At 44.9% G+C, this 25,435-nt stretch carries 21 protein-coding genes; 6 read left to right on the top strand and 15 right to left on the bottom strand.

Features of this window, described 5'->3' with window-relative positions; translation table 11 throughout:
* Window positions 1-80: 80 nt before the first annotated feature.
* Both HP548_RS32005 and HP548_RS32000 read right to left on the bottom strand, forming a co-directional pair.
* Complete coding sequence (locus HP548_RS32005) at window positions 81-947, bottom strand: carbohydrate ABC transporter permease (RefSeq protein ID WP_409347692.1); 867 nt, start codon at window positions 945-947, stop codon at window positions 81-83.
* A 62-nt stretch (window positions 948-1,009) separates the two neighbouring features.
* Entirely contained in the window at window positions 1,010-1,915 is a 906-nt protein-coding gene (locus HP548_RS32000; protein ID WP_175383934.1) for an ABC transporter permease, read from the bottom strand.
* A 399-nt stretch (window positions 1,916-2,314) separates the two neighbouring features.
* On the opposite strand from HP548_RS32000, the gene HP548_RS31995 reads away from it, so the two are divergent.
* Window positions 2,315-4,561, top strand: coding sequence for an AraC family transcriptional regulator (locus tag HP548_RS31995; protein ID WP_175383933.1), 2,247 nt, complete (start codon window positions 2,315-2,317; stop codon window positions 4,559-4,561).
* A 115-nt stretch (window positions 4,562-4,676) separates the two neighbouring features.
* On the opposite strand, the gene trmB is transcribed toward HP548_RS31995, so the two are convergent.
* Window positions 4,677-5,426 carry a tRNA (guanosine(46)-N7)-methyltransferase TrmB gene (gene trmB, locus HP548_RS31990; RefSeq protein ID WP_076289943.1) on the bottom strand — a complete coding sequence of 250 codons (750 nt, stop codon included), beginning with the start codon at window positions 5,424-5,426 and terminating at the stop codon, window positions 4,677-4,679.
* Window positions 5,427-5,578: 152 nt separating this feature from the next.
* Complete coding sequence (locus tag HP548_RS31985) at window positions 5,579-5,779, bottom strand: hypothetical protein (RefSeq protein WP_062320234.1); 201 nt, start codon at window positions 5,777-5,779, stop codon at window positions 5,579-5,581.
* A gap of 272 nt (window positions 5,780-6,051) precedes the next feature.
* Here HP548_RS31985 and HP548_RS31980 point away from each other — a divergent pair, with 272 nt between their 5' ends.
* The 4 genes from HP548_RS31980 to HP548_RS31965 all read left to right on the top strand — a co-directional run bounded on the left by HP548_RS31980 (window position 6,052) and on the right by HP548_RS31965 (window position 9,816).
* Complete coding sequence (locus HP548_RS31980; RefSeq protein WP_076289944.1) at window positions 6,052-7,005, top strand: TIGR01212 family radical SAM protein; 954 nt, start codon at window positions 6,052-6,054, stop codon at window positions 7,003-7,005.
* A 1-nt stretch (window position 7,006) separates the two neighbouring features.
* On the top strand, window positions 7,007-7,591 hold the full coding sequence (locus HP548_RS31975) for a tRNA (mnm(5)s(2)U34)-methyltransferase (RefSeq protein WP_175383932.1): 585 nt from the start codon (window positions 7,007-7,009) through the stop codon (window positions 7,589-7,591).
* A gap of 187 nt (window positions 7,592-7,778) precedes the next feature.
* Window positions 7,779-8,756 carry a type I phosphomannose isomerase catalytic subunit gene (locus HP548_RS31970; RefSeq protein ID WP_063564180.1) on the top strand — a complete coding sequence of 326 codons (978 nt, stop codon included), beginning with the start codon at window positions 7,779-7,781 and terminating at the stop codon, window positions 8,754-8,756.
* An 82-nt stretch (window positions 8,757-8,838) separates the two neighbouring features.
* On the top strand, window positions 8,839-9,816 hold the full coding sequence (locus HP548_RS31965; protein WP_175383931.1) for an alpha/beta fold hydrolase: 978 nt from the start codon (window positions 8,839-8,841) through the stop codon (window positions 9,814-9,816).
* Window positions 9,817-9,940: 124 nt separating this feature from the next.
* On the opposite strand, the gene odhB is transcribed toward HP548_RS31965, so the two are convergent.
* From odhB to HP548_RS31910, 11 genes are all read right to left on the bottom strand, one after another.
* A complete protein-coding gene (gene odhB, locus HP548_RS31960; protein ID WP_175383930.1) occupies window positions 9,941-11,215 on the bottom strand; it encodes a 2-oxoglutarate dehydrogenase complex dihydrolipoyllysine-residue succinyltransferase in 1,275 nt (424 codons plus the stop codon).
* Between the two features lie 5 nt (window positions 11,216-11,220).
* The gene (locus HP548_RS31955; protein WP_175383929.1) at window positions 11,221-14,094 is read right to left on the bottom strand and encodes a 2-oxoglutarate dehydrogenase E1 component; all 2,874 of its coding nucleotides are present in this window, start codon (window positions 14,092-14,094) and stop codon (window positions 11,221-11,223) included.
* 678 nt (window positions 14,095-14,772) lie between these two features.
* The gene (locus HP548_RS31950; protein ID WP_175383928.1) at window positions 14,773-18,453 is read right to left on the bottom strand and encodes a DUF5704 domain-containing protein; all 3,681 of its coding nucleotides are present in this window, start codon (window positions 18,451-18,453) and stop codon (window positions 14,773-14,775) included.
* A gap of 18 nt (window positions 18,454-18,471) precedes the next feature.
* Window positions 18,472-19,713 carry an S-layer homology domain-containing protein gene (locus HP548_RS31945; RefSeq protein ID WP_343054958.1) on the bottom strand — a complete coding sequence of 414 codons (1,242 nt, stop codon included), beginning with the start codon at window positions 19,711-19,713 and terminating at the stop codon, window positions 18,472-18,474.
* A 385-nt stretch (window positions 19,714-20,098) separates the two neighbouring features.
* The gene (locus HP548_RS31940; RefSeq protein ID WP_217504875.1) at window positions 20,099-20,524 is read right to left on the bottom strand and encodes an NUDIX domain-containing protein; all 426 of its coding nucleotides are present in this window, start codon (window positions 20,522-20,524) and stop codon (window positions 20,099-20,101) included.
* 162 nt (window positions 20,525-20,686) lie between these two features.
* Window positions 20,687-21,049: a cupin domain-containing protein gene (locus HP548_RS33570; RefSeq protein ID WP_175383925.1), complete on the bottom strand. Its 363-nt coding sequence runs from the start codon at window positions 21,047-21,049 to the stop codon at window positions 20,687-20,689.
* The gene (locus tag HP548_RS31930) at window positions 21,046-21,564 is read right to left on the bottom strand and encodes a GNAT family N-acetyltransferase (RefSeq protein WP_409347689.1); all 519 of its coding nucleotides are present in this window, start codon (window positions 21,562-21,564) and stop codon (window positions 21,046-21,048) included. The genes HP548_RS33570 and HP548_RS31930 overlap by 4 nt, the downstream gene beginning before the upstream one ends.
* A 166-nt stretch (window positions 21,565-21,730) precedes the next feature.
* Complete coding sequence (locus HP548_RS31925; protein ID WP_217504874.1) at window positions 21,731-22,153, bottom strand: GNAT family N-acetyltransferase; 423 nt, start codon at window positions 22,151-22,153, stop codon at window positions 21,731-21,733.
* Between the two features lie 167 nt (window positions 22,154-22,320).
* The gene (locus HP548_RS31920; protein WP_175383923.1) at window positions 22,321-22,689 is read right to left on the bottom strand and encodes a YybH family protein; all 369 of its coding nucleotides are present in this window, start codon (window positions 22,687-22,689) and stop codon (window positions 22,321-22,323) included.
* A 44-nt stretch (window positions 22,690-22,733) separates the two neighbouring features.
* The gene (locus HP548_RS31915) at window positions 22,734-23,228 is read right to left on the bottom strand and encodes an 8-oxo-dGTP diphosphatase (protein ID WP_175383922.1); all 495 of its coding nucleotides are present in this window, start codon (window positions 23,226-23,228) and stop codon (window positions 22,734-22,736) included.
* 269 nt (window positions 23,229-23,497) lie between these two features.
* Entirely contained in the window at window positions 23,498-24,283 is a 786-nt protein-coding gene (locus HP548_RS31910; RefSeq protein WP_099854901.1) for a DUF3891 family protein, read from the bottom strand.
* Between the two features lie 194 nt (window positions 24,284-24,477).
* Here HP548_RS31910 and coaA point away from each other — a divergent pair, with 194 nt between their 5' ends.
* Window positions 24,478-25,407 (top strand): type I pantothenate kinase, encoded by a 930-nt coding sequence (gene coaA / locus HP548_RS31905; RefSeq protein ID WP_175383921.1) that lies wholly within the window; start codon window positions 24,478-24,480, stop codon window positions 25,405-25,407.
* Window positions 25,408-25,435 lie beyond the last annotated feature (28 nt).

The raw sequence follows: 25,435 nt of genomic DNA, 5'->3' as shown, positions 1-25,435 counted from the left end.
GTTATCGCAGACTCGCCATAGTTCAGACGCAGACGGACAGACAGCTATCCCGCAATCTGCACCCACAACGCGTGCACGTTCTAACCTTTTACCGCACCAATGGTAAGACCCTTGACAAAGTAACGCTGCACAAATGGATACAGGAACAAGATCGGGCCAGTAACCACAATAGCCATCGCCATTTTGGTCGATTCGGTAGGTACATCCTGGCTAAGTGTTATGCCGGTACCAATCGCCATCTGGTCAATGAAGGTAATCGTGTTCATGGTGTTATACAAATAGAATTGCAGCTGGTACATATCCGGGTTGTTAATGAACAAGGATGATGTGAACCAGTCATTCCAGTATCCCAGTGCCAGAAATAACCCTACAGTGGCAATGCCGGGCATCGCCAGTTTCAGCACTACGCTAAAATAAATGCGAAAGTCATTCGCTCCATCAATTTTGGCTGACTCAATCAGCTCATCTGGTACGGCTGAACGAATGAAGTTTTTCATCAGAATAATGAGAAATGGCGTCATCAGTCCGGGAAAAATCAACACGGTATACGTGTCCGTAAGATTGAAATAGTTTGCCAGCATGATGTACCAAGGAACCAATCCCCCACCAAAGAGAGTTGTGAAGTATATGAAAAATGAGAAGGCGTTCCGGTACCTGAAATCTTTGCGTTGCAGTACAAATCCCGCCATCGTAATGAGAAATAGTCCAAGAGCCGTACCCACAACGGTTGTAAATACCGTCACGCCATAAGCTTTAAGCACCTGGGTCGGAAATTTGAACACCATCTTATAACCTTCCAGGGAGAAATCGGTGGGAAAGAGGTGATACCCATCTCTTACAATGGATTCGTTGCTGCTGAATGAGCCGGATAAAATTAAAAGAAATGGAATGATACAGATTAAGGAAAGAATCAGGATCATGCTGTAAGCGATGATTTGAAACAACATGGTGAATTCCGTATCTCGGGCACGAGTATGCATAGTAGCTCTCCCTTCTGCCTATAGGCGTTTTAGAACAAGGCGTAGTCCTCATTCACTTTACGGATGATATAGTTGACGGTCATGATCAGGATAAAACCGAACAGCGATTGATACAGACCCGCCGCAGTAGCCATTCCGATATCAAACGTCACTTTCAGGGAACGATACACATACGTATCGATGATATCTGTAGCGTTATATAAGACACCGTTGTTTCCAATGAGTTGGTAAAAGAGATCAAACTGTCCCTTCATAATGCTTCCGAGCGAGAATAACAACAGGATGACAAAGGTCGGTTTTAGCATTGGTACGGTGATATACCAAATACGCTGAAAGATATTGGCCCCATCAATCCGGGCTGCCTCGTAAAACTCATCGCTGATCCCTGTAATAGCTGCAAGGTAGATGACCATGCTGTATCCGAGATTTTTCCACAGATAAAAAATGATGATAAGGAACACCCATATCCAAGGTGTATTGTAAATATCGATTGGGCCTGCCTCAAAACGTTTGAGTACCGTGTTCACAAAACCGGATTCATAGTTAAACATGTTGTAAGCGATTACACTTAATAGTACAAACGAGATGAAGTACGGTAAAAACATGACCGACTGCGTAATTTTCTTAAACACTTTTCCCCGAATTTCACTGAGCAATATCGCACAGAAGATCGCTAGCCCGTTTCCTAATATAATGAAGGCCAGATTGTACCCCACCGTGTTGGTTGTCAGCTTGAGCAGCATTCCGGATTGCCACAGGAACTTGAAGTTCTCCAGTCCAACAAATGGACTACCGAACAAACCACCTTCAAAATCATAACGAGTAAACGCATAATAGATGCCGACCATCGGAAAATACGAGTTAATCAGAAAAAAGATCAATGTAGGCAGCAGCATCAGGAACATGATTTTGTTTTTGTTCAATTCTTTGAGCATGGCTCGATCCCTCCCGAATTTCTTACGGCGCGGCGCGCAGTGGAGCTCTGTTTTTATTGTAGTTGCCCTAAGTGCTACCGGATACTGAATCATTCGGCCGGATCATGAACGATTCTGCGAAACAGAATATGAACAATATGAACGAACACTGAAATGATGCCTGAGCGTTCACAAAAGTTGATATCGTGCATAGGTTGAACCTAGTGAACAATAAAGCGAAAGTTGAACTTTAGCTAAGGAAATCGGGCATAGCAGCCGTTCTTCGTTGATGTAAACGCATACATAATATATAATTCAAGATACATCCGTGATTCACCACGCCCATATATGAAGTCTTATCCTTCGCTATGAAGTCGAACTTTGTTCATCCAAAACAGGAGGTCCACGGGAGGAAAGGTCATGCGCAAACGTTCAGAGGACAGCCAGAAGGTGTTTGCACGGATTCTCATCGGCATTATTGTTAGCACCGTTGCCACCTTGCTTGTGGCTTCTACCATTTTGTACGTCAACTATAATCGTATTGCCCTTCGTCAGGTCTACCGAACTGATATGAATGGTCTTACCCAGACCAGTCGGGAAGTCTCCAAGATGACCGAGACCGCCAAATCACTGTCTTACCAGATTTATCAGGATTACACCATCTCTGCCCTCCTGCTCTATTCGAATCCGAGTATCTATGAAATTACATCAGCGATGGAACAACTCGACAACTATCGCATGTCCCTCCCTTTTATCGAATCCATCTATGTTTATAACTCCAAAAATGATGAGTTCTTTATCAGTTCAAATGAAGTTCGCAATGGACAACAGTCCATCTCGGAAATTGACGATCAGGGGATTACAAGCATCCTCGACAGGTTCCATGACTACAAACCATTTGTCCCCATTCCGCGTACATACCAGGTTGGCTCCACAGAGGAAACTCAAGTCAGCAGTTATACGTACCTCTGTTATGACACGATCAATGACAATGCCACATTGAATTATGCGGTCGTCGTAAATATCAAGGACGACTGGCTCAGTCCCAATATGAACTCAGCCGATCAGCCTGGGAAAACGTTTATTATCAATGAACAGGGACAGTTATTGTCCGATTTCAGCAATCGTGCGTTGATGAAAGATTTGTCCAATGAAACGTTTATGCAGCCAATTCTGGAAAACAAGGAGCAGTCCGCCTACTTTACCGCAGAGGTTGATGGAAAAAAGTCACTTATTACCTACACCGCTCCTGATAACCTCGGGTGGCGCTATGTACGAATCACGCCATATGACCTGATCACCTCAGATATTCGTAATATGCGGACACACACTGTTCTGTTTTGTCTTGGGCTATTAATTGCGGGAGTACTCTTGTCCTACCTCGTGTCCCGAAAGCTATATCATCCTATTGATAAAGTACTTGTCCGTATGCGTGTGATGGAAGCAGAGCGTCGTGGCAGTCTGCATCTATTACGACAGGACTTTCTACGCGGGGCTTTGCAAGGACGTGAAACGGTAACAGGAGGTATGCTGGAGGACCGAATGAAATTTTATGGCTCTTCTGTTGATGTTCATTGTCTAACCAGACTCGTACTGCTTCGTATTGATCATTTTACCGATTTCAATGATACCTACCGGGATGAAGTCCAACTTATAAAATACGCGATGATGAACATTTGCACGGAAACGGCTGACCTTTACTACCACACCGAAGCTGTGGATATGGGCGGCGATCTGATCACACTTATCTTTAATGATAAAGTTCAGGATGAAGCTGATTATGAAAATAACCCTATTGAGGACCTGCTGCGCATGATGCAGGCTGCCGTGATGACACATCTAAGATGTTCCATTTCATTTACCATTGGACCTGTGGAAGATTCACTGGAAAACAGTATTGCTTCTTATACCCGATCAGCAGAAGCATCTCTTCATCGTTTGTTCATGGGTCCTGGATGCCTTATTTACACCTCGGACATCATGGCGTACCATGCCAAAGAATATGCTTTCCCTGTTGGAAAAGAGAGACAGTTGATTGATTGCCTGATGACAGGCAAAACAGGTGAAGCCAAACAGGTCTATGCAGACATCGTGAGCGAAACGGCAACATATCCATTTACCGTATTTCAACTGGCTCTGTCCCATCTGACCATGACCCTGAATCATGTAAGAAACACACTCAAAAAGAACAACCAGCTTACACTTGAATCCATCTCCGATCGTTCAATGCTGCCGATCCATGATGCCGAGGATCTCAGTGAAGTTCACGCACACTTCTATCGCATGTTCGACGAGCTTGGATCCAAAGTTGAGGAAAAAAGAACGCTTAGACATGAAGAACTCATTCGCAAAATTAACTGCATTATTGAGAGAGATTACGCAGACACCAATCTTTGTCTGACCTCGATTGCAGATGAACTAGCCATGTCACCCATCTATGTCAGCAGACTCTATAAACAACTAACGTTAAAAGGTCTAACCGATGTTATTAACGAGACTCGCATAGCCAAAGCGCAATTCCTGCTCATTGAGACGGAAAACTCTGTAGCTGATATTGCCGAGCAAACCGGATTCACCAACAGTTCTTATTTCTATCGGATGTTTAAGAAATTCAACGGGGTTACTCCCAACGATTATCGACGTAAGGAGCTTCATTCGGAGCTTTAGCAGAAGTAAAATGGACATCCACAAGTTACGGCATGAGGTTTAGTTCATCCAAAATAGCAAAAAAGCGTGATATGAGAGTCTGGTAGCCAGATGCATATCACGCTTTTTTATAATATTACTCTTGATCTTCGCCAGACTCGTCCGCAGCTTCCCGAACTTTATACTTGTCCAAGCGGATCTCTTGATACTCGCGCAAGGCTTCTTCACCAACGATGACTTCAACCCGGTGAATGTTCATGCCTTTACCCATGAATTTCTGCTCATACTCTGTCATGACATGCTCTTCATTCAATCCATCACGGTGCAGGTTCAGGGACAAATTGGTCATTTGCAGGCCAAAGTCGGCAATCGCATTGAGAGAGAAATCAAACAATGTCTCCGAATCTGTTTTGAAATGAATCTGTCCTTTGGTGTTAAGCAGTTCCGTATATTTCTTCAGGAAACGTGGATGTGTCAAACGACGGCGTGCATGCTTGGCTTTTGGCCAAGGATCGCTGAAGTTCAGATAAATCCGTTCCAGTTCTTCCGGTTCAAATACATCTTCAATCTGTTCGATATTAGCAAGCGCCAGCTTCAGGTTGGGTGGTGTCTCCACTTCTGCCTGACTCCATGCTTTCCGAGCCTTCTCGCTGGCACGACGTACCAATTCATCATACATATCAATACCGATAAAATTAAATTCCGGATATTTATAACTCATTTGGCTGATAAATTGACCTTTACCCATGCCAAATTCCACAAAGATCGGATGGTCATTGCCAAACAATTCAGACCATTTTCCTTTGTACTGTTTGGGATCAAGAACAACGAGGTCAACTTGTTGCTCCAAATTTTCACGAATCCCTTTTCTGCCACGTAAACGCATCTTATTCCTCCGTTTATCCATACTTGTCTCAGAATCATTTTGCCGAAGAACTGGCTAATTGTAAAGAGCAATGAAAAAGGAATCTTCGGATCTGCCACTTTGGGGCAAATCTCAAAGATTCCCTCTTCGATTTATTTGGAATTGGGGTCCAACTACTTTAATAGTTCATAGTCTACCTTATCTTGGTGTGAAAAATCAAATGTCTTTTCGAAAGCATCGCGAACTTTTTGTCTTGCAGCCGCTTTCACTTTCGGATTGCCATTGAAACGAACACCTGTCAAAGCCAGAGCTTCTTCTGCCGTCAGTTCTACAGAAACATGATGAAGATCATTATTTTTAACTTGGGAATTCATTCATATCACCTCACGGTATAGTATGGTCCATGACGTCAACATTGATTCAAATGCTATGATGAATAGTACCCATTAGATGGTGTCTGACGCTGATTTAAATATAACATAATGTGTAAACTATAGCAAGGATAAAACCTCGTTTATACGGCCTATTTTTGCGACTAGATTCCCCTTTTTTTGAGTTTTTTGATACAATGGTAAAAGTTCAAAAAGAGTCGAATTCGGTATTATAATAAGCAAGCCATTAGGTAAGTCAAAGGAGTACCCTGAAGATGAATGCACCTTCAATACAACCTCCTCTTCTATGGGGAGATAAACGATTCCATACCTGGAATTACGAAATGAGAGACGAGTTTAACAATAAGGTCTTCAAAGTGATGCTGGATGCGGGTTTCACCTGCCCGAACCGAGATGGATCTATTGCCAAAGGGGGCTGTACATTTTGCAGCGCTCGTGGATCGGGTGATTTCGCCGGTAGCAGACGGGATGATTTGGTCACCCAATTTAATACCATTCGGGATAAACAGCATCTGAAATGGCCTACAGCTCACTACATTGGCTATTTCCAAGCCTATACGAACACATACGCACCCGTTGAAGAACTGCGTGAATATTTTGAAGAAATTTTGAAACAGCCCGGTGTTGTCGGTCTGTCCATCGCCACTCGGCCTGACTGTTTACCGGATGACGTCGTTGATTATTTGGCTGAATTGAATGAACGCACCTACCTCTGGGTTGAGATGGGTCTGCAAACCATTCACGAGTCCACGTCAACCCTAATTAACCGTGCACATGATACTCATTGCTATGAAGAAGCCGTTGCGAAGTTGCGCAATCGGAATATTCGGGTGTGCACACATATTATTTACGGACTGCCGCAGGAAACCCATGAAATGATGCTGGATACCGGACGAGCTGTTGCCAACATGGATGTGCAGGGAATCAAAATTCATCTACTTCATCTGATGCGCAAAACACCAATGGTGAAGCAGTATGAAGCCGGGCTCCTTCGTTTCCTCGAACAAGACGAGTACATTAAACTGATCGTCGATACGCTGGAGATGCTTCCACCCGAAATGATTGTACACCGCCTTACAGGGGATGCACCGCGTGATTTACTAATTGGGCCGATGTGGTCCATGAACAAATGGGAAGTGTTAAATTCCATTGATCGTGAGCTGCGTGAGCGGGATTCCTGGCAAGGTAAATACTGGAGGGGTGCTTAAGATGGGTTTTCTTTCGGTTTTAAGTTGTGCCCATCAATGGATTTCTTCCCGTCTACTGCCTGGAGATTTAGCTATTGATGCAACGGTTGGAACGGGGGCGGACACTCTGTTTCTGGCACAAAAAGTTGGTAAACGCGGGCAAGTCATTGGTTTCGATATTCAGAGCGAGGCACTTACCTTGGCACAAGCCCGTATTCGCAAACAAGAGGACAGCACTAAATTGGGGTCCATCTCCATGCTTCAATTAAGCCATGATCGAATGGCTGAGGCCGTTCCTGAAGCATGGCAGGGTAATGTGGGTGCTGTAATGTTCAACCTGGGGTACCTGCCTTCGGAAGGTGCGGACTCCACCATAATTACGGAAACAGACAGTACTATTGCTGCTCTCCAGGCTGCACTGGCATTGCTCAAGCCGCGCGGCATTATTACCGTTGTGCTGTATCCAGGTCATGATGGAGGATCACAGGAAGCGGATGCGGTATTGGAGTGGTCCTCTGCTCTACCTGTAGAGCAGGTACAAGTGGTGATTTATCGCCAATTGCAGCGTGATACCTCCCCTTTTCTGATTGGCATCGAGAAAAAATAATTTCCTTTGTTCCACAAATGCAATAAACTAGACACAATCGCAACAAAGCACTCTTTGGGTTCAATTTATGCGATTTGTGTTCTACATAAAGACGTGCAACCGTATTCACTGTTACATTCATGCCAATTACGCGGTCATGATTGATTAAAGCGATCCACCATTTCATATACTAGAGGAGAGATTAGGAATGCCTACGCCATACCCACTGCAATTTCAACCAGAGTTTAAAGAACGTGTATGGGGAGGACGCGCGCTGGAGCAATTCGGCCTGACGCCACCTGAAGGACATATAGGAGAAGGCTGGATGATTGCGGATCATCCCAATGGTACAACCAAGGTATTAAATGGAGTACTTGCTGGAAAAGGCCTGGACGAAGTTCGTGAACAGCTGGGCACAGCATGGCTTGGAACTAAAGGAGTTTCGGAAAAGGGCGGACGATTCCCGCTTCTGATCAAACTGCTTGACTGTAACGATGATCTGTCCGTACAAGTTCACCCAACAGATGAGTACGAAGCGCTCCCTCCCGGCGAGCTTGGCAAAACGGAAATGTGGTATGTGCTGGATGCCAAACCAGGAGCACATATCATCTACGGTTTAAATGAAGGCGTTGATCGTGAAGTACTGAAGGAAGCGCTGGAAAATGGTACGGTCATGGATACCCTTCGTCAAGTACCTGTAGAGGCTGGAGATACGTTCTTTATTCCTGCGGGAACGGTACACGCTTTATGTGCAGGTGTCGTTGTTGCTGAGATCCAGCAAAACTCGGATACAACATACCGGATTTACGATTATAATCGTCCGGGCCTGGATGGCAAACCACGTGAGCTACATGTTGAGGATTCATTGAATGTAACAGCTTATGAGGGCGCTGGCGCCACGACGATGAAAACCAACAACGCAACTCCAGGTGAGTGGCTGAAGCTTGCGGAATGCCCTTATTTTGTAGTGGAAAAAGGGATTGTTACAGGACGTTGGGAGCTCTCTACAAGTGCTGAAAGCTTCACTATCCTTGTGGTCTGTGAAGGTAGCGGAACGCTGGAGTGGGATAACGCGGAATCGGATAAGATTGAACTAAAAGCTGGACAATGTTACTTACTGCCTGCCAACTTGGGCTCCTATACGCTGGATGGTAACACTACTGTTCTTCGTTCTTATTTGCCTTAATCCAATAAACAATGATCTATGCAAGTGATTGCTGTTAGCTTAAATGGCTCTAATGTGACCTGTGAAGGAGGATTTACACGAGATGCAGGAATCTACCTTTAGCCTGATTGGCAATGAAGGTACCCGTATTCATGTGTACCGCTGGCTTCCCGATCCGGAGTGCAACATCAAAGGTGTAGTCCAGATTGCACATGGCATGAGCGAGACTGCTGCCCGATATGCTGAATTTGCCCAACATCTCACCACGCACGGCTACGCAGTCTACGCCAATGATCATCGTGGTCATGGTAAAACGGTAGAAAATTCGAATTTGTTGGGCAATGCCGGCGTCGATGCTTTCCGCTGGATGGCGAGTGATATGATGAATCTGGGCGAAGTTGCCGCCAAAGAAAATCCTGATGTGCCCCTTTTTCTGATGGGGCATAGTATGGGGTCGTTTTTGGTACAGCATTTAATGTATGCTGGCCACGAGCGTTACCATGCATTTATTTTGTCCGGCACCAATGGCAAACGTGGTCTTCTTCGGATTGGAGAGAAACTGGCTTTCTTGCAGTGTGGCATTCAGGGGGCCGGTCATCCAAGTATGCTGCTCAATGCGCTCGTATTTGGCGGATTCAATCGCTCTTTCCGTCCGGCAACAACGCCATTTGATTGGCTGTCTCGTGACCCCGAAGAGGTCAAGCGGTTTATGGATGACCCTTTGTGTGGAGCCATCTGCTCCGCAGGTTTTTTCCGTGACTTTTTCAAACTGCTGTTGGACATTCACTTGCCACGCAACATGAAACGTATTCCCAGGGATAAATCTGTATATCTGTTCTCGGGTGAACAAGATCCGGTGGGACTTCATGGCAAAGGAGTGCTTAATCTGGTCTCCCAATATCGGGAGTTTCAGCTTGAGGATATTGAATACCGTCTCTATCCGGGCGGACGCCACGAAATGCTGCACGAGACGAATCGGACTGAGGTTGCAGGACATGTCGTCGAGTGGCTGGAGAGGCATACGCCCGACTACAGTGCCTATCATTCCACAGCACATGGCGAAACAGCCGATTCCATATAATGCGGCATAAATTGCCTATACAATGAAGAAAACCCCTGAACGGGTGCACAGCATACACTGTGCTCGTTCAGAGGCTTTCTTTTTTTTATTTATAAGATGGCAATTTAATGTTAATCGTTATGGATTACCCTTCGATCAGCAAAGACTCTGGATCTTCAAGCAATTCTTTCACCGTCACGAGGAAACGTACAGCTTCGCTACCATCAATGATACGGTGATCGTACGACAGCGCGATATACATCATCGGACGGTTCTCCATCCGCTCTGCATCAATCGCTACTGGACGAAGCTGGATTTTGTGCATACCCAGAATACCCACCTGAGGTGTATTCAAAATCGGTGTGGACAACAGGGAGCCAAACGTTCCGCCATTGGTAATGGTGAAGGTTCCTCCTTGCAGATCAGACAAAGCCAGCGTGTTGGAACGCGCTTTGGATGCCAGGTCAGCAATGCTTTTCTCGATCTCAGCGAAGCCAAGACGATCTGCATCACGTACAACCGGTACGACAAGACCTTCTTTGGCGGATACCGCAATGCCGATATCATAGTACTTTTTGAGAACTACATCTTCGCCATCAATTTCAGCGTTAATGGTGGGGAACTTTTTCAGTGCACCTACAACCGCTTTGGTGAAGAAGGACATGAATCCGAGATTGATTTCATGTTTCTCTTTGAACTTGTCCTTACGACGTTTACGAACATCCATGATAGCCGTCATATCCACTTCGTTAAACGTAGTCAACATCGCTGCAGTCTGCTGTGCTTCCACCAGGCGTTTCGCAATGGTAGCACGACGGCGGGACATACGTTGACGTTCTACTGGTTTGGTATACGTGGAACCACCTGCTGCCGGAGCACTAGGTGCTGCAGCGGGAGCTTTAGCAGGAGGCGCTGAAGGAGCCACAGACTGGGTGTTGTGAGTTTTCACATCATCCTGATAAACACGGCCAATCGGATCCTTGCTCTGTACCTGATCAAGCTCAATACCACGCTCACGTGCAAGTTTACGAGCAGATGGTGAAGCTGTCTTCGAGCTGCTATCCGAAGACTCCGGTGCTACAGCAACTGGCGCTGGTGGAGGAGTTGGAGCTTCCGGTGCAGGAGCTGATTGTTTCTGCTCCGTTGCTGCTGGTTGGGAAGCGGACGCGCCGCTTCCTCCTCCAGTTCCAGCTGAAAGTGTTCCAATCGTTTCACCAATTTCTACAGTCTCGCCTTCCTGGCGAACAATTTTCTCAAGAACACCGCTCTCTTCAGCACTGATCTCAATATTTACTTTATCCGTTTCCAGTTCCAGAAGAACATCACCCTGATTAACGGTTTCGCCTTCTTTGACCAGCCATCTGGATACAGTTCCTTCCGTTATCGACTCACCCATTGCAGGTACTTTAATTTCACTCACAGCTGTTACCTCCCCAGTGGAATATTATTCTTCGTCGTTTGCTTCAATGCGGATGTAATGATCTGTTGCTGTTCCATGCCATGCACAAGTTGATAACCGCTGGAAGGACTGGCATGTTCCGGACGACCTTCGTATTTAACGGTTGTTCCTTCTGGCGCGATTTCACGAAGACGAGGCTCCATGTATGTCCAGGCACCCATGTTTTTGTTTTCTTCCTGTACCCACACCAGCTCTTTCAGCTTGCTGAAACGTGCAAGTACACGCTTGATTTCTTCCGCCGGGAACGGATACAGCTGTTCGACACGAATAATGTGAAGCCAAGACCAATCTGCTTTATCCTTCTCAAAAGCATCTTCCAGATCGATGGCGATTTTACCACTGCACAAAATGATGCGCTCTACGCGATCCGGTTTCGTGCCCAATCCTGCTTGCTCCAGCACAGGTTCAAACTTGCCCTCGCTGAACTCTGTTGCAGGTGAAGCAACACGCGGATTACGAATGAGACTTTTCGGCGACATCATAACCAGCGGACGAGCATCTTCCGTTTCAGTCAACGAAGCCTGACGACGCAGCAGATGGAAATATTGCGATGCACTTGTCAAATTCGCAACGGTCATATTGTCTTCAGCACAAAGCTGTAAGAAACGTTCCAGACGAGCACTTGTATGCTCAGGTCCCTGACCTTCGTTCGCATGCGGAAGCAGCATGACCAGACTGGATTTTTGTGACCATTTGGCACGACCGGCAGATACGAATTGGTCAAAAATAACCTGTGCACAGTTGGCAAAATCTCCGAATTGCGCTTCCCAGATTACAAGCGTATCTGGTGAATAGACATTATATCCGTATTCGAAACCAACAACGGACTCTTCAGACAACGGACTGTTGTAGATAGCAAAGGATGCTCTCGCCTGTGGCAGATGATGCAGTGGGCAGAATTTCGCACCGTTCTCGGAGTCATGCAACACCAAGTTCCGATGGGCAAACGTTGCACGTTCTGCATCCTGTCCACTGATCCGGATCGGTTTACCATCCGCAAGAATGGTAGCAAAAGCAAGCGTCTCTGCAAGGCTCCAGTCTACTTTCTCGCCTTCGTTCAGAGATGTGCTTCTACGCTGCAAAATGCGCTGCAACTTCGGATATACATTAAAGTTCTCTGGCCATTTCAGCAAGTCTGCATTGATTGCGCGCAGATTTTCCAATGGTACTGCAGTTGGAATAATCGAAACTGCCTCTGGCTCGCTAATTTGACGTTGGTAATATTCATGTACTTCATTGTTCTTCATCTGCTCGTAAGCTTCTTTTAAGCGATTCGTCACAGCCTCACGAATGCTGTTGATGGAGGCATCGTCGATTACCGATTCCTCTTTCAGATGATCCTGATACAAGTGACTAACCGTTGGATGAGCTTTTACTTTGTCATACACTGTCGGCTGTGTTGTTTCCGGATCATCCGTTTCGTTATGACCATAACGACGGTAACCAATCAGGTCAATCAGGAAGTCCTTTTTGAACAGGTTACGGTATTCTGCTGCCATACGAATAGCTGCGATACATGCATCCGGATTGTCTGCATTGACATGCACAATCGGAATTTCATATCCTTTGGCAAGGTCACTCGCATAGTACGTTGAGCGTGAATCACTGCTGTCTGTTGTGAATCCAAGACGGTTGTTCACGATAATATGAATTGTTCCGCCATTTTGGTAACCAGGCAATGCTTTGAAATTGAGCGTTTCTGCTACAATACCTTCCCCAGGGAAAGCCGCATCACCATGCATCAGAATAGTTGCTGCTTTGGTTACATCCTGCTTCGGATATCCCGGATCACGGCGGTCATCCTGTGCTGCACGTGCAAAACCCTGTACAACCGGATTGACATATTCCAAGTGACTCGGGTTATTGGCAAGCGTAAGACGCGCTTGTACTGTTTCGCCGTCTTTTACATAGCGGTTTGCGCCCAGATGATATTTGACATCCCCCGTCCAACCGTAATTGATTCCTGTTGACCCTTCGGAAGGAACCAAATCTTTATTCGGAGAATGATGGAATTCAGAGAAAATTTTGCTATACGGCTTGCCCAGTACATGAGCAAGTACGTTCAATCGACCACGGTGAGCCATCCCCATCAGAATATGGCTTGAACCAGCGTGTGCCATAATTCGGACTGCTTCATCCAGCATAGGGACTAACACATCGTTACCTTCAATGGAAAAACGTTTTTGCCCAACAAATGTTTTGTGGAGGAAATCTTCAAATTGCTCCACTTCAACCAAACGTTCCAGCAAAGCTTTACGTTCCTCTGGATTAAGCGGTGCCGGCGAAGTACGAGATTCTGCACGGCGGTTCAGCCACTCCCGCTCATGAACTTCATGCACATGGCTGAATTCATAAGCGATAGGACCAGTATATATTTGCCGCAGGCGCTGGATGGCATCCAATCCTGTTACCGTCTGTCCATCTGCACCTTCCCAGATCAGGGAAGCTGGCAGAGCTTTCAAATCTTCTTCATTCAATTCAAAATGCTTCGGTTCAAGCAAAGAAGTATCTGAATCTTCACTGATTCCAAGAGGATCAATATCGGCCGCAAGGTGACCATAGGTACGAATATTCATTACCAGTTTCCCTGCTGTAACCGCTTTCTGTAATAGTTGAATATCCACGCTTCCGGAAGCCTTTTGGGCGTTGCCAGAATACGAGGCTGTATGTGCATCCTTGCCAGACATCGGCGGTGCACCCCATTGTTCAAATAATTCCCGATAAGCCGGTGTAACTGCACCCGGGTCTTGGGAGTATAATTCATATTGTTCCTGTACGTATCCCATATTCGGGCCATAGTAACTTTCCCAGGGTTTCTTGTTGCCTTCCTCGATCGTCATCGACGTTCCCTCCGTCTTGATTTAGTCATAAGTTTTTGACGGAAATCATTGACTAAGCCGTAATTTGCGTTCGTTCAACATTTTAAGCTAAATTTTTCATGAAGTCCAATAATCGTGCTGTTGGTGGTAGTAACGTTGTTCCGACGCTCCCGTCAAGGTTTGTCTGCGTTTTCAAAATCATAGTAAACTGATGATTGTATATACCGTCGCACAGATGTCGAATACTGTCCTGATCCGTTCGAGGGTTACACCTTCCTCAACTTTTTAAAGTGAAGTCCGTGTTCTAATATCTATTCTATAAACTTTTACGCTCAGGAGCATTTCCTATTTTTAGTTCAATTGATGCATAAATTAGATGAATCGAATAATTGGAACATTTCCGACCCACAAATGTGCTCTGATTGTATGGCGTTTTGTCGTTAATCGCCTATCCTACGATGGTTTCTACACATTTTCCGGTTTCGCTCGATTTCTAGCCTCCTTATTTAGAATTGTGGTCCATAATGTTCAAAAACAAACCGTCAAGATAAATATTAACCATTTGGCTTGGTATTCAACAAAAAAATGGGTGTTTCTTGCAATACAATGTGATAAACCAAAAGCCGCCTGTAATGCGTAAAAGCATCCTGGCGGCTTCTTTTTGACTTGATTTATTTAGGCTGACAGACTTTGTTTTTTTTAATGTGGAACCTGAGACTGAAAATCGCCCCGGCTGGACTGATCTGCATGGTAAAAGACCACATCGCCATCCTTCAGGGGCCAAGTTCTACCTTGACTGTCTGTTGGGCGATTGTTGAAACCTTCCATCTGCCACTGATTCATCAGTGGAGCATAAATGTATTGCAGGTGTGGAGCTTCTGTATTCCCATCTCGAAGTGTCTCAATATTAAAGTTGACTACGATATATCCGTCCTTCAGAAATACAAAAGCCTTTTCATCCAGTTGATTTTGTCTGGCGAGCGTTTCGAGATTGGTTCCCTTTGGAACGGCGTATACATCCGCAGGCAGGCTGTATTCTCCGTACCAACGCTGGATCGCCGCATTGGCTCGGTCCACATTAACACCCGAAGGAATGTCTGTCTTAGGTCCAATCAATGTGCGAATGGAAGCGGGCAGAATCATCCAATCATAGCGGCCTACCCATGTTTTCTGGTGAGAGGTTTGATCTACCAGCGTAACCATATAATCAGCAAGCGAACTCTGGTTGCGTTCATCGGCGGTCAGTTCATACGTATACCGATAACGCGCCGTATCCCCCAATTCCGTACCGGGTATATTACGCAACCTCGAGTTCAGGACAACAAACCTTTTCTCCAAATCCTGCGCCGATCCTATTCTGATAAGTCGCTCTTGACCACGGTGGTAGTATAGATCGACTTCTTGTCTGGAAGAGCCGTCTTTGCTCACAAAGTAGAATGTTGGAGTAATTCGGACACCATCCTGTTTGCCAAACATATTGCCTTTTGTTTTCAGGTCGAACTTGATATGGTAACCCGTTTTTACTGCAATATTACTGAAACCCTGCACAGGATGACTGCCTGGGCGAACAGGTAACACAAATGGTGCCAGATTCCCTCGCGGATCACCATCAATACTGTTAAATCCTGTCCAGTAACTCACCCCTGTCGGCTCTGAACTCCCGAGCTGCTTGCGGAACACGTTCTCCCAATTATAATCGGCGATATCCGTAACATGAAAATCATACAATCGCCCAATAACCTCCACCGGAACCGTATCTGCCGCAACATGATGGGTTAGATTCGTATTGGCATCCTGCTGTTCGGTGAATGTCGAAGGAGCATTTTCCGCAATATTGCGAAATTCAATTCGGTAATGTCCTTCATCCACCCACACTGGAAGATAGAAAACGGTATCCAGTTGGTTGACCGGAATGTCCACCCAGGTCTTGGCCGGAATGAACTGACTTCTATCGGCGTTATAGACATCAAAGGGGAAACGAACCTGCTTGATGCGAAAATACTTGGCATAGTCCCTATTTCCATAACCCGGGTAACTGGTTACGTCCAGATGCTGACCTGAGGTCGGGATGCGTACGATAAACGGTCGTTCCAGAATAAGTGCTGAACTGGTCGGATCAGGCACTGTTTTCTGGTTATGTGGCTGATCATCAGACACCCATGCGTAGTTAACGACAGGCGTGTGCACCGTGACAGAATTGATCCCTTGAATAGAAAACTTCTGATCCTGGCCGCCTTTAATGTTGCCAGGAATCAAGCCATATTGGATCTCGCCTGTTGTCGGTTGGTCCGCCTTGTTGACCAGTGTATTCTGAATAGTTAAACGATTTTGGTACAGCACGTTGTCATCGATCATACCAGGCTGAGGGATTGTCCCAGGTCGCGGAGCAGTCTTATCCATCGGAGCAGGATCCATCACCGTGGCACCATTAAACACCACCATGTCATTATTTACAGAATTCTCTTTGACCTCGGCCTCTGCTTTGGATTGGAATAATGACGTCTCATCAGGTGTAGGCGGCTCGCTGTCACCGCCTGACTTTGTTTCAGTGCCAAGGTCGATTTCCTTGCAAGGTGCTGGTTTCACATGTGCGGTAACGGCATCATCATTAGCCGATTGTAAGGTCGGCGGTGTATATCCGTTTGGAGTCAACGTTACTGTACCACCGTAGCCACCAAGTGCATAATTGGATATCGTAGCTTGATCTAGCTGATAGACTTCCAAATTATCAATCTGCCAATAACTATATTGCCGGATGACCTGCATTGGTTTTTCCACAGGAACGTCTAGTTCCTTAGGTTGTGGAGGTGTGCCTGGATCATTCGGTCCTGTCGAGGCTCTACCCGGAATCGTCCATGTTTTGTGATACTTCTTTTTTACGTTAACCGTATAAGTCACTGTTCCCGTCATGTTCACCCAACGGTGCTGGAACAAGTATCCTCTAGCCATGACATTTGCATAGAGATCTTCAGAAGTCGGGATGCCGCGGGTGACATCAAACTTCTCAGATCCCCGATCATCAGCTTTCAGTACGCCCCGAACGGAGGGGTCCATGACAGCCGATTCGATTAACGCTCCTTTATTAGGTGGACTGATGGTCACGGGGCAACCCACAACTTCACCGCCGTTACCTGGATCAGTTCCCCCATCTCCTCCGTTACCTGTGCAATCCTTTACATCTAAAACCTGAGTTCCTTGCTCATCCAGCTGCTGGGCAGTGTCCAAAAATCGTGCAGTGATGGTGGAGCTGCCGACGATACCTTTGATCGTCATTTTCCCATCTGCACCTATGGTCGCTACTGCTGGATTGGAGCTTTGCCAGGTCAATTTGGGATGAGCGGTAAGCTCATGAACAGAAAGATCTGACTTGGTCAGGATAGCTTTAGCTTGCAGCGGTGTTGCTGTGTCTGCTTTACAAGCGTTTGGCAGGTTCACAATGAGTCCTGGTTCGGACGTTACCGTAATGTCAGCCGTATCCGAGATAAGATATGTACCATTGTTCCAGATTGCACGTACAAAAGCAGTACCCGGCTTTTCAGCCTTCACCATTCCGGTTTTTGGTTCAATACTCACAATACTCGGATCAGATGACCACCAGGTGGTCTCAGCCTCGCGACGACTTACATCGATGCCTTCACTAAATTGAGTAGCTCCATAGTTTTTCGTTTTAACTTTGGCTACCATCTGTTTAGTTTCTCCAACCGTTAGGGTGGAATCTGGAGTTACGTCGATCTCTTTTTCTTCTTCAAGATCCCCTTCCCAGATGATGTCCATCGGGGTGAAATAGGCTACTTTATGTTTAATACAGCCTTCGGTTGTTTTTCCTCCATTTTCAAATGGGTCGTTCTGAGTCCATTCATGGTTTCCACCAGTTAAAGTCCGAATACCCACAATTGTGCTTGGAGGTGTGATAACCGTTCTTCCTACTCCTGTATAAGATTCTTGTTCAGGTTTTGTTTGATACTCTACACTTTTGATGTTCACTTCCTTGAAACTCGAGGCTGATAAATTATTCCCGTTATATTGGGGCCAAGAAACAGCTGGCCAGCGTGAAAAGTCAACACTATCCGGCACCTCTTTTAAAGCGGGATAGGGAGTAGAACAACCCCCATCATTGTTAGAATATGTGGGACCACCACTGTGGTCTGCTCTAAATCTTCCATCATCAATTTGATACCAGTAAACGCCGGGGGTACCGATTGTTTTTTCAGCTTGAATAGATTTAAGAATAGGACTCTTCATTGACTTTGGACCATATGGATCACTTACAGCATAAATAGAATTATTCATCGACAACCCCGCCAAGCCAAAACTTATGACGAAGAATACAACCACTGTTTTAGACCAAGTGAACACGGGCAACCGCATTCGTTTTTTCATAGAAGTACAATCACCTCACTAATAGTACATATTTTGTATTTTCATTTCTCCTATATTCTCCGAAGTGATATGATACGTCCCATTCTTGAAATCTAAAGATGATCTAGTCCAGAACCTAACTTTTTTGCCCTTAGTAATGAGTTCTTTAGGACTGTTAGGAATGGTAGTGAATCCGTTCTTTTTTGCATAATCTAAATCTAATCTTCTAAACTTCAATAAACCATTATTCAGACCACTACTATAGGTTATTAAATCTGTGTTATCTGTGTTTGATGTAAAAGATAGATCTGCAAATGTTAAATAGTAATCACCACTTGAAATTTTGGGTTCCACAAATAGTTTGGTGTATATTCCTTGAGGTTTACCATTTTGAACTTTCACTACTATAAACCTATGAAACGTGAGCACTCCTGAATTATTAGATAACTTTATATCTCCCTTAGATAGATCACTTACCGTAACAGAATTTTTAGTATAAAAGTAATTACTAATCGTCGTTAAATTCGTTCCAGTCGTACCAACCTCGCGCATTTCATTCAAATCACTGTACTTCCCTGCATCCGTGCCCTCAACATCCATATAACGCAGCAAAATAGCAGACACTTCGGCTCGCGTTGTTGGATCAGCAGGCTTCAAGGAACCGTCCTCAAATCCACCCACAATGCCAGTGCCGCGAACAAGTGCAAGATAAGGAATTTGTTCTGCACGAATCGTTCCCCGATTTACTTCAGGGGTAGGTAGCAGTGTATTTTTGCTATCGTCAAAAGCATCCTTGAAACTAGTTCCGGACTTGATCAGTCCGTTCGCAATCCATTTCATCATCTCGTAGCGTGTCAGCTCGGCATTGGGGTTGAATCCTTTCGGATAATCATTAGCGTTAATAAAGCCTTGGCCCACCAACTGTGTCACAGCGGATTCAGACCAGTGTCCCTTGAGATCAGCAAAAGGATTCTCGCCTTGTACCTTTTCCAAGCTGGTTGCACGGCTGAGAAGGGTGGCATACTCACCACGAGTGATTTTGGCATTGGGGCGGAACGTACCATCCTGATACCCGGAGATCAGATTTTTATCATAGGCTTTAACAATTGTAGCTTGCGCCCAGTGCCCTTTGATATCTTTGAACTTCGTAAGTGCAGAAGCCGTTGTACCCGCTCCATTCGTGCTTGTAGCAGCATCCACAGTAGACATCAGACCCACGGTTCCAGTAGTCAGCAGCGTTCCTGCCAGCAAAGCCGTCGTCAACAATCCGACTATCAACACATTCCTTTTTGACTTACTATCAGCTAATCTCATCTTTTTCTTCAATCTAATCACTCTCCTATGTACCTTAGTATGGGGCAAAATTCTGCTTCTTCAGCACTCGTACTACTCTTCAATCCAAAACCTAAATTTGTAATATTCATCAATATTCTACCATGCAAATCTAGGCTATTGGTATTATTTTTCAGCAATCCCCATCCCTACAAGGCATGCAACCTCCCCTTCCAAAGACCCAATTCACCCCTAAAAAACACAAAAAAAGGCCACGAATCCGCAGATTCATAGCCTTATGCTTTAAGGTGTCAGTCCTATTCAGTTGAAAAAAAATTGTATTCTATCACAGAATAAACGATTCTGTTCCATTTGACCAGTCCTAAAATTCAAATCAAAGTAGGTTTCTATTAAAATTGTTAATCATATACTCTGCAAATGGCGTCAACGATAACGCTCCAACCTCTTCCATAGTAAACCATTGTGCGCCCAGCGAATCTTCGCCATCCGGTTCCCTTTTGATCTCATAAGGCCGACTTTCGCTTGTCAAATATACATCGTATAAAATTCCAATATGGTGCAGCTCTTCCGGCTGGCCTTCGTAAACCCACTCCAATACGTTCGATTCCGCAGAACGAATCACCAATTGTAGATTGTAAAGGCCTGTCTCCTCTTCAATCTCACGGTGCAGAGCGGTCTCCGGTTGCTCACCAAATTCCAATCTTCCTCCAGGCAAATCCCATTTCCCCGTATAGGCTCCTCTTGCCTTATGAACTAACAGGAATTTTTGCTCCCAAGTGACTAAACCGTATACTCCCATGTGTGTGTACCGATCCACTTAAAGGTTCTTCCTCTCGTCTGAAAGATATCTAACCTGCTCTTCCAATCTACGAATACGCTTATTCATCTGATAGAACGATGGAGTAAAAATCACCCCAATAATAATAACAATGACCCAAACACTCAAATCATCAGCCCCTATCTAAGAGTCTCCCTCCTCTAGCGAAAACCGAACAATTAGTTCTTCGCCCTCAATCAACAATGCGGTTAGTCCTTTGTTCGATCCAGATTGATGATTCTCTCCGTTAGTCCAATACGCGGCTTCTCCCGATCGTACAGCTACCCGTTCGCCTGTCTCACCTTCCACCCAACCTTCCCCTTCAAGCACCAGAAACACCTGCTCACCCACTGCTGGATGCAAACCTACACTTCCTCCTGCAGACAGTTTCAGTTGTGCTACGTGGCAGGCTGTTGTGCTTCGGAGTATCGGCGTAATCTCTGCTCCCTCACTGCCATAAGCGGTAATGCTGCGACTATCCTCTGATTTCAGGCGGTATATCTTCACTTCTTGTTCTCCTCTGCCACGGTATCCAGATCCAGAGCCAAACGAATCATATCGACGCAGCGAATACCATCTTCGATAATCTCTTCTTCATAATGTTTCACAAAAAAGTCCCGATCGACCCCTATAATGCGAAAACCGCAGCGTTGATACAGCTTCAACTGATGAAAACTTGAGTTGCCTGTCCCAATTTCTATCGTTCGACCACCGAGCTTGCGTGCTGCTTCTATCGCTTCCTTGATCATGTGTTTGCCAACGCCCTGTCCCTGTAACTCTTCCTGTACGGCAATATTAACAATCTCTACCGTCTCTGGACGCGTCTTAAGCAAAACAAACTCTCCCACCATTTCTCCTTCATATTCAGCGATAAAGCAAACACCGCGACTCAGATATTCGTCAACTATGGCTTTGGACGGATCAGCCATCAATAAAAGTTCATAAGGTTTTTCTTCTTCCCAGTCCAAAATCCGGAACGACAATTTCACACCAATCTCCACCTTTTCCTCGTACATATTCATTTACGTCCCGTTTGCAGAAGCCTATGTATGGCTAGTTACCAAATATATAACAACCTTCCGTATATAAATGTTGTAGTCTGAATTCATATTTTTCTCTTTTTATAACTTCAGGTTACTCCGGAACGATTTTTATACTTTATTTCAACCATCTCATTCACCAAATCTATTAGCTATTTACCGCTCCAGCCTGATTTTGATAATGACGAATCACCATGCCAGATGCTTTTTGCATGCCCTGTTTCTCATAGAACTCCTGGAGCTCGTTATCGCACAAAAGATCAATCATATAGAGATCACCCAGACGATTAAACATACGCTTGATGAGATCTGTTCCGATACCTTTACCCTGATACTCTGGAAGCACTTCCAATAAGGGAATATATGCACTAAGAACTCCATCTGAAATCGCTTGAATAAAGCCCACCACATTTCCGGTTTCTTCATCAATAGCCAGTTCGACAGCATAGGATTGTTCCAGCAACTTCAGAAATGTAGGCGTAGATGGAGGGTTTGGCCAACCTTCGAAAAAAGCCCCGCTAAGTTGGTCGATTTCTATTCCCTCAAGGGATTCACGAAATGTAATATCCATAATAGCAAGTCCTCTCCTTTTAAAAAGTAAACTTCATTATATCATAATATCTGGATATAAATATATAGAATTGGCTGATAAAATATGAGGCATGCATCAGATAGAAGCTTAATTATTAGCTTTATTCAAGTAGACTGTTATAACAACGCAACGTTCTATTCCTCACGTTATTCACCCGCACTTAAATGTTCATGTATTAATTTCCATTCTCCGTTGATGCCTGCAACAAATACATTGGTAGCCCGACCTTTTCCAGCAGCCAGCTGCCCTTGATACATTCCTTTCCAGTGATAGGTATAAATACAGACTGCCTGCTCTTCGCCAGTCGTAATCCACGTGACATCTTCTGCACGATATACCTCATCCTTGACTGTCTCCCAAGCGTTTTCAAAATAAGCCCGAATTTCGTTAAGGGTAGTACAAGACGTTCCCGTAAACCAATATACGGCATCCGGTGATAACCATTTGCTTACCTCATCAAAGTCATGTGTATTTGTCGCTGCAATGTATCCTTCCAGTGCATGCTGGTATCCCATATTTTCTTCCGCCTCCTGAGCGTTTTGAATTATTTGACTTCACTTTATTCAAGAACCGAATCACTATACACCATAAACGTCTCTTTCAGTGTACGTCCGGTTGATTTCTCCCATATTACACTCCGCTCAAACGTACCTGCTTGAAAAAATCGTGGGAAACGTTCCGCAAACCAATCCTGCATAGGCAGTTCTAGCGCTTGACCTAAAGACACCCACAACAGTTCACCTTCAGGCGGCTCGCTCAGTAGCTCCCCCTCATAAGAAGTAGCCACGTAATTAAATACCATATAACGCAATCCTTGCTCCGGATCACAAAATTCATCAAGACCTTTGTATGTAATCTCTTTCACCACAAGTCCTGTTTCCTCTTTAACTTCTCGCACGGCACCATCCACAATACTTTCTGGAAAATCAACTTTCCCTCCAGGAGCAATGTATCCCGGAAATCCTTTTTGGTTGGGTCGATTCATTAATAGCACCTGATCATTTTGTTTGTCCCATATCATACACATCGTTAAAATCTCAGTTCTAATGTCCATGTTTATCCTCCCAGTTGCCTTATACAGAACCTAATCCATTGCAATTCATACATAGAATTAAGCTTATATACTTCGTTGTACACTAACACTTCTGGTACATAGATAGATTCTCCTGCTTCAATCTCTATTCCGAATCTCTCTGAACTTTCCTGATTATCTGCAACGTCAATTTTGATATAAACGCATACGAAAGACGGACACCGGAAATTTCGGAAGCCCGCCTATTTATGATGTATGCAATACTGAACCAAATATCAAATATGCGCCACTCAGCTCATGCCTGTAATTAACACCCGACGCTCTTTCCACTCGGCACGGCGATAAGCCTGCAGCAGACCAAATTTGCGAATACTTGCTTTCGGCACCGATTTGTAAGGCATAACGACTGTAAAGTCCTCATCAAACGGCACAAAAGACAATCCTACTTTCTCATTGGAAAGCCACTCGGCCTGAATGGGCTGCCTTGAACAGGCATCGAAGGTAGAGCCCAGTCCATCAGCGAAAAAATCATAACGTGCAGCAGGTGTTCCGGGTTCCTCCATACAGAGAAAAAGGCTGAGCTGATCACAAAATAGCATAATTTCTAAATCATGTTTCAGCCTAAGCTTCAACGCTTCACCACCACCAAGCTGCTGTTCCATACGTAACTGATGCTCCCGTTCATCGTTCAGATATTCCCTAATGTCTTCATCATCATTGGCGTTAGCACCAAGGTTGTTTTGAAACAAATCTGTATACATCATGCTGCACAACAACCCGGCGTACAAGTTTTTCTCCCGAACCTCTTCAATACCTTTACGGTAAAATACAAATCTTGGACGTAGCGGGAAATCACGAAACGAATACGGTATCTGACTATAATCATTCCAGAATGGAGCAGAATCCAGTTCAATCCATCCCCGATCATGCTCTTTTGCGGCAAAAATCAGATCTTCTCGATGAGCTTCATCAGTTAACAATTCCGTTTTCCAATGGGAAGCCATTTCTCCGGCTACTAGTCCATGTTCATGCTGTGCGGTCAAAACAAAATCATGCTCTCTCTCATATACGATCATTTGCTGTCACCCTCCCGCATGGTATACGTTGACTTTAACATAATTTGGTTTACAATTTCCTATAAGTTGCTTTTCATTCAACTTTCAGGGAATATACTAATGGAGCCATCAATGTAAAGGTGTTGTCAGTTCCCTGAAATTTGGTACACTAATGATTGTGCCAACATAACATTACATACAGAAAGCGGGATCTCATGAATTTATACTCTCCTTACACCGAGTTTAACCGCAAGGAATGGGCTGACTTGAAGAAATATCAGACCACTCTTCCACTAACGAAAGCGGAATTGGAACAGCTAAAGGGATTAAATGAAGAGGTATCCATTCAAGAAGTTGAGGATATTTATCTACCTCTTACCCACTTTATTGACTTATATGCAGGTGCTTCACGAGAGCTGAATCGCTTAACGGCATCTTTTTTTAAAAAAGAAGCACATCACGCTCCCTACATTATCGGTATTGGGGGCAGTGTTGCCGTGGGCAAAAGTACAACTGCCCGCCTGCTCCAGGCTATGCTTGCAAGAGGTAAAGGAAATCCCAAGGTGGATCTGGTCACAACGGATGGTTTCCTGTATCCTAATGCCGTGCTGCAAGAGAAAGGCATTATGAACCGGAAGGGATTCCCGGAAAGTTACGATATCAAGTCACTGATTCAGTTCATGGGTGATGTCAAATCAGGCAAACCCGAAGTGATGGCTCCCGTTTACTCCCATCTTGCCTACGACGTCATTGCAGGTGAAGAAAATGCCATATGTCAGCCGGATATCCTCATTATTGAAGGAATTAACGTGCTCCAGGTTAAAAAGGAAACCCCACTGTTGGTCAGTGATTTTTTTGACTTCTCCATCTATATCGATGCGGAAGAGGAGCATATCCGTCACTGGTACATTGAACGTTTCAAGTTGCTACGCAATACAGCGTTTCAGAATGAGAATTCCTTCTTCCACAGTCGTTTTGCCAATCTGGAAGAAGATGAGGCTGTTCTTACGGCAAGTCAGATCTGGAAAGATATTAATGCCAAAAACCTGCACGAAAATATCCTGCCAACTAAAGGACGAGCCAGACTGATTTTGAAAAAAGAAGCGGACCATTCGATTCAGCGCATTCAATTGCGTAAGCTATAAGCGTCATAATGAGCAGAAATATTCTGCT

This window comes from Paenibacillus taichungensis, assembly GCF_013359905.1.
GTDB classification, from domain to species: domain Bacteria; phylum Bacillota; class Bacilli; order Paenibacillales; family Paenibacillaceae; genus Paenibacillus; species Paenibacillus taichungensis.
Note: the sequence above shows the minus strand (reverse complement) of the source record. Positions and strands in the feature narration are given on the sequence as shown.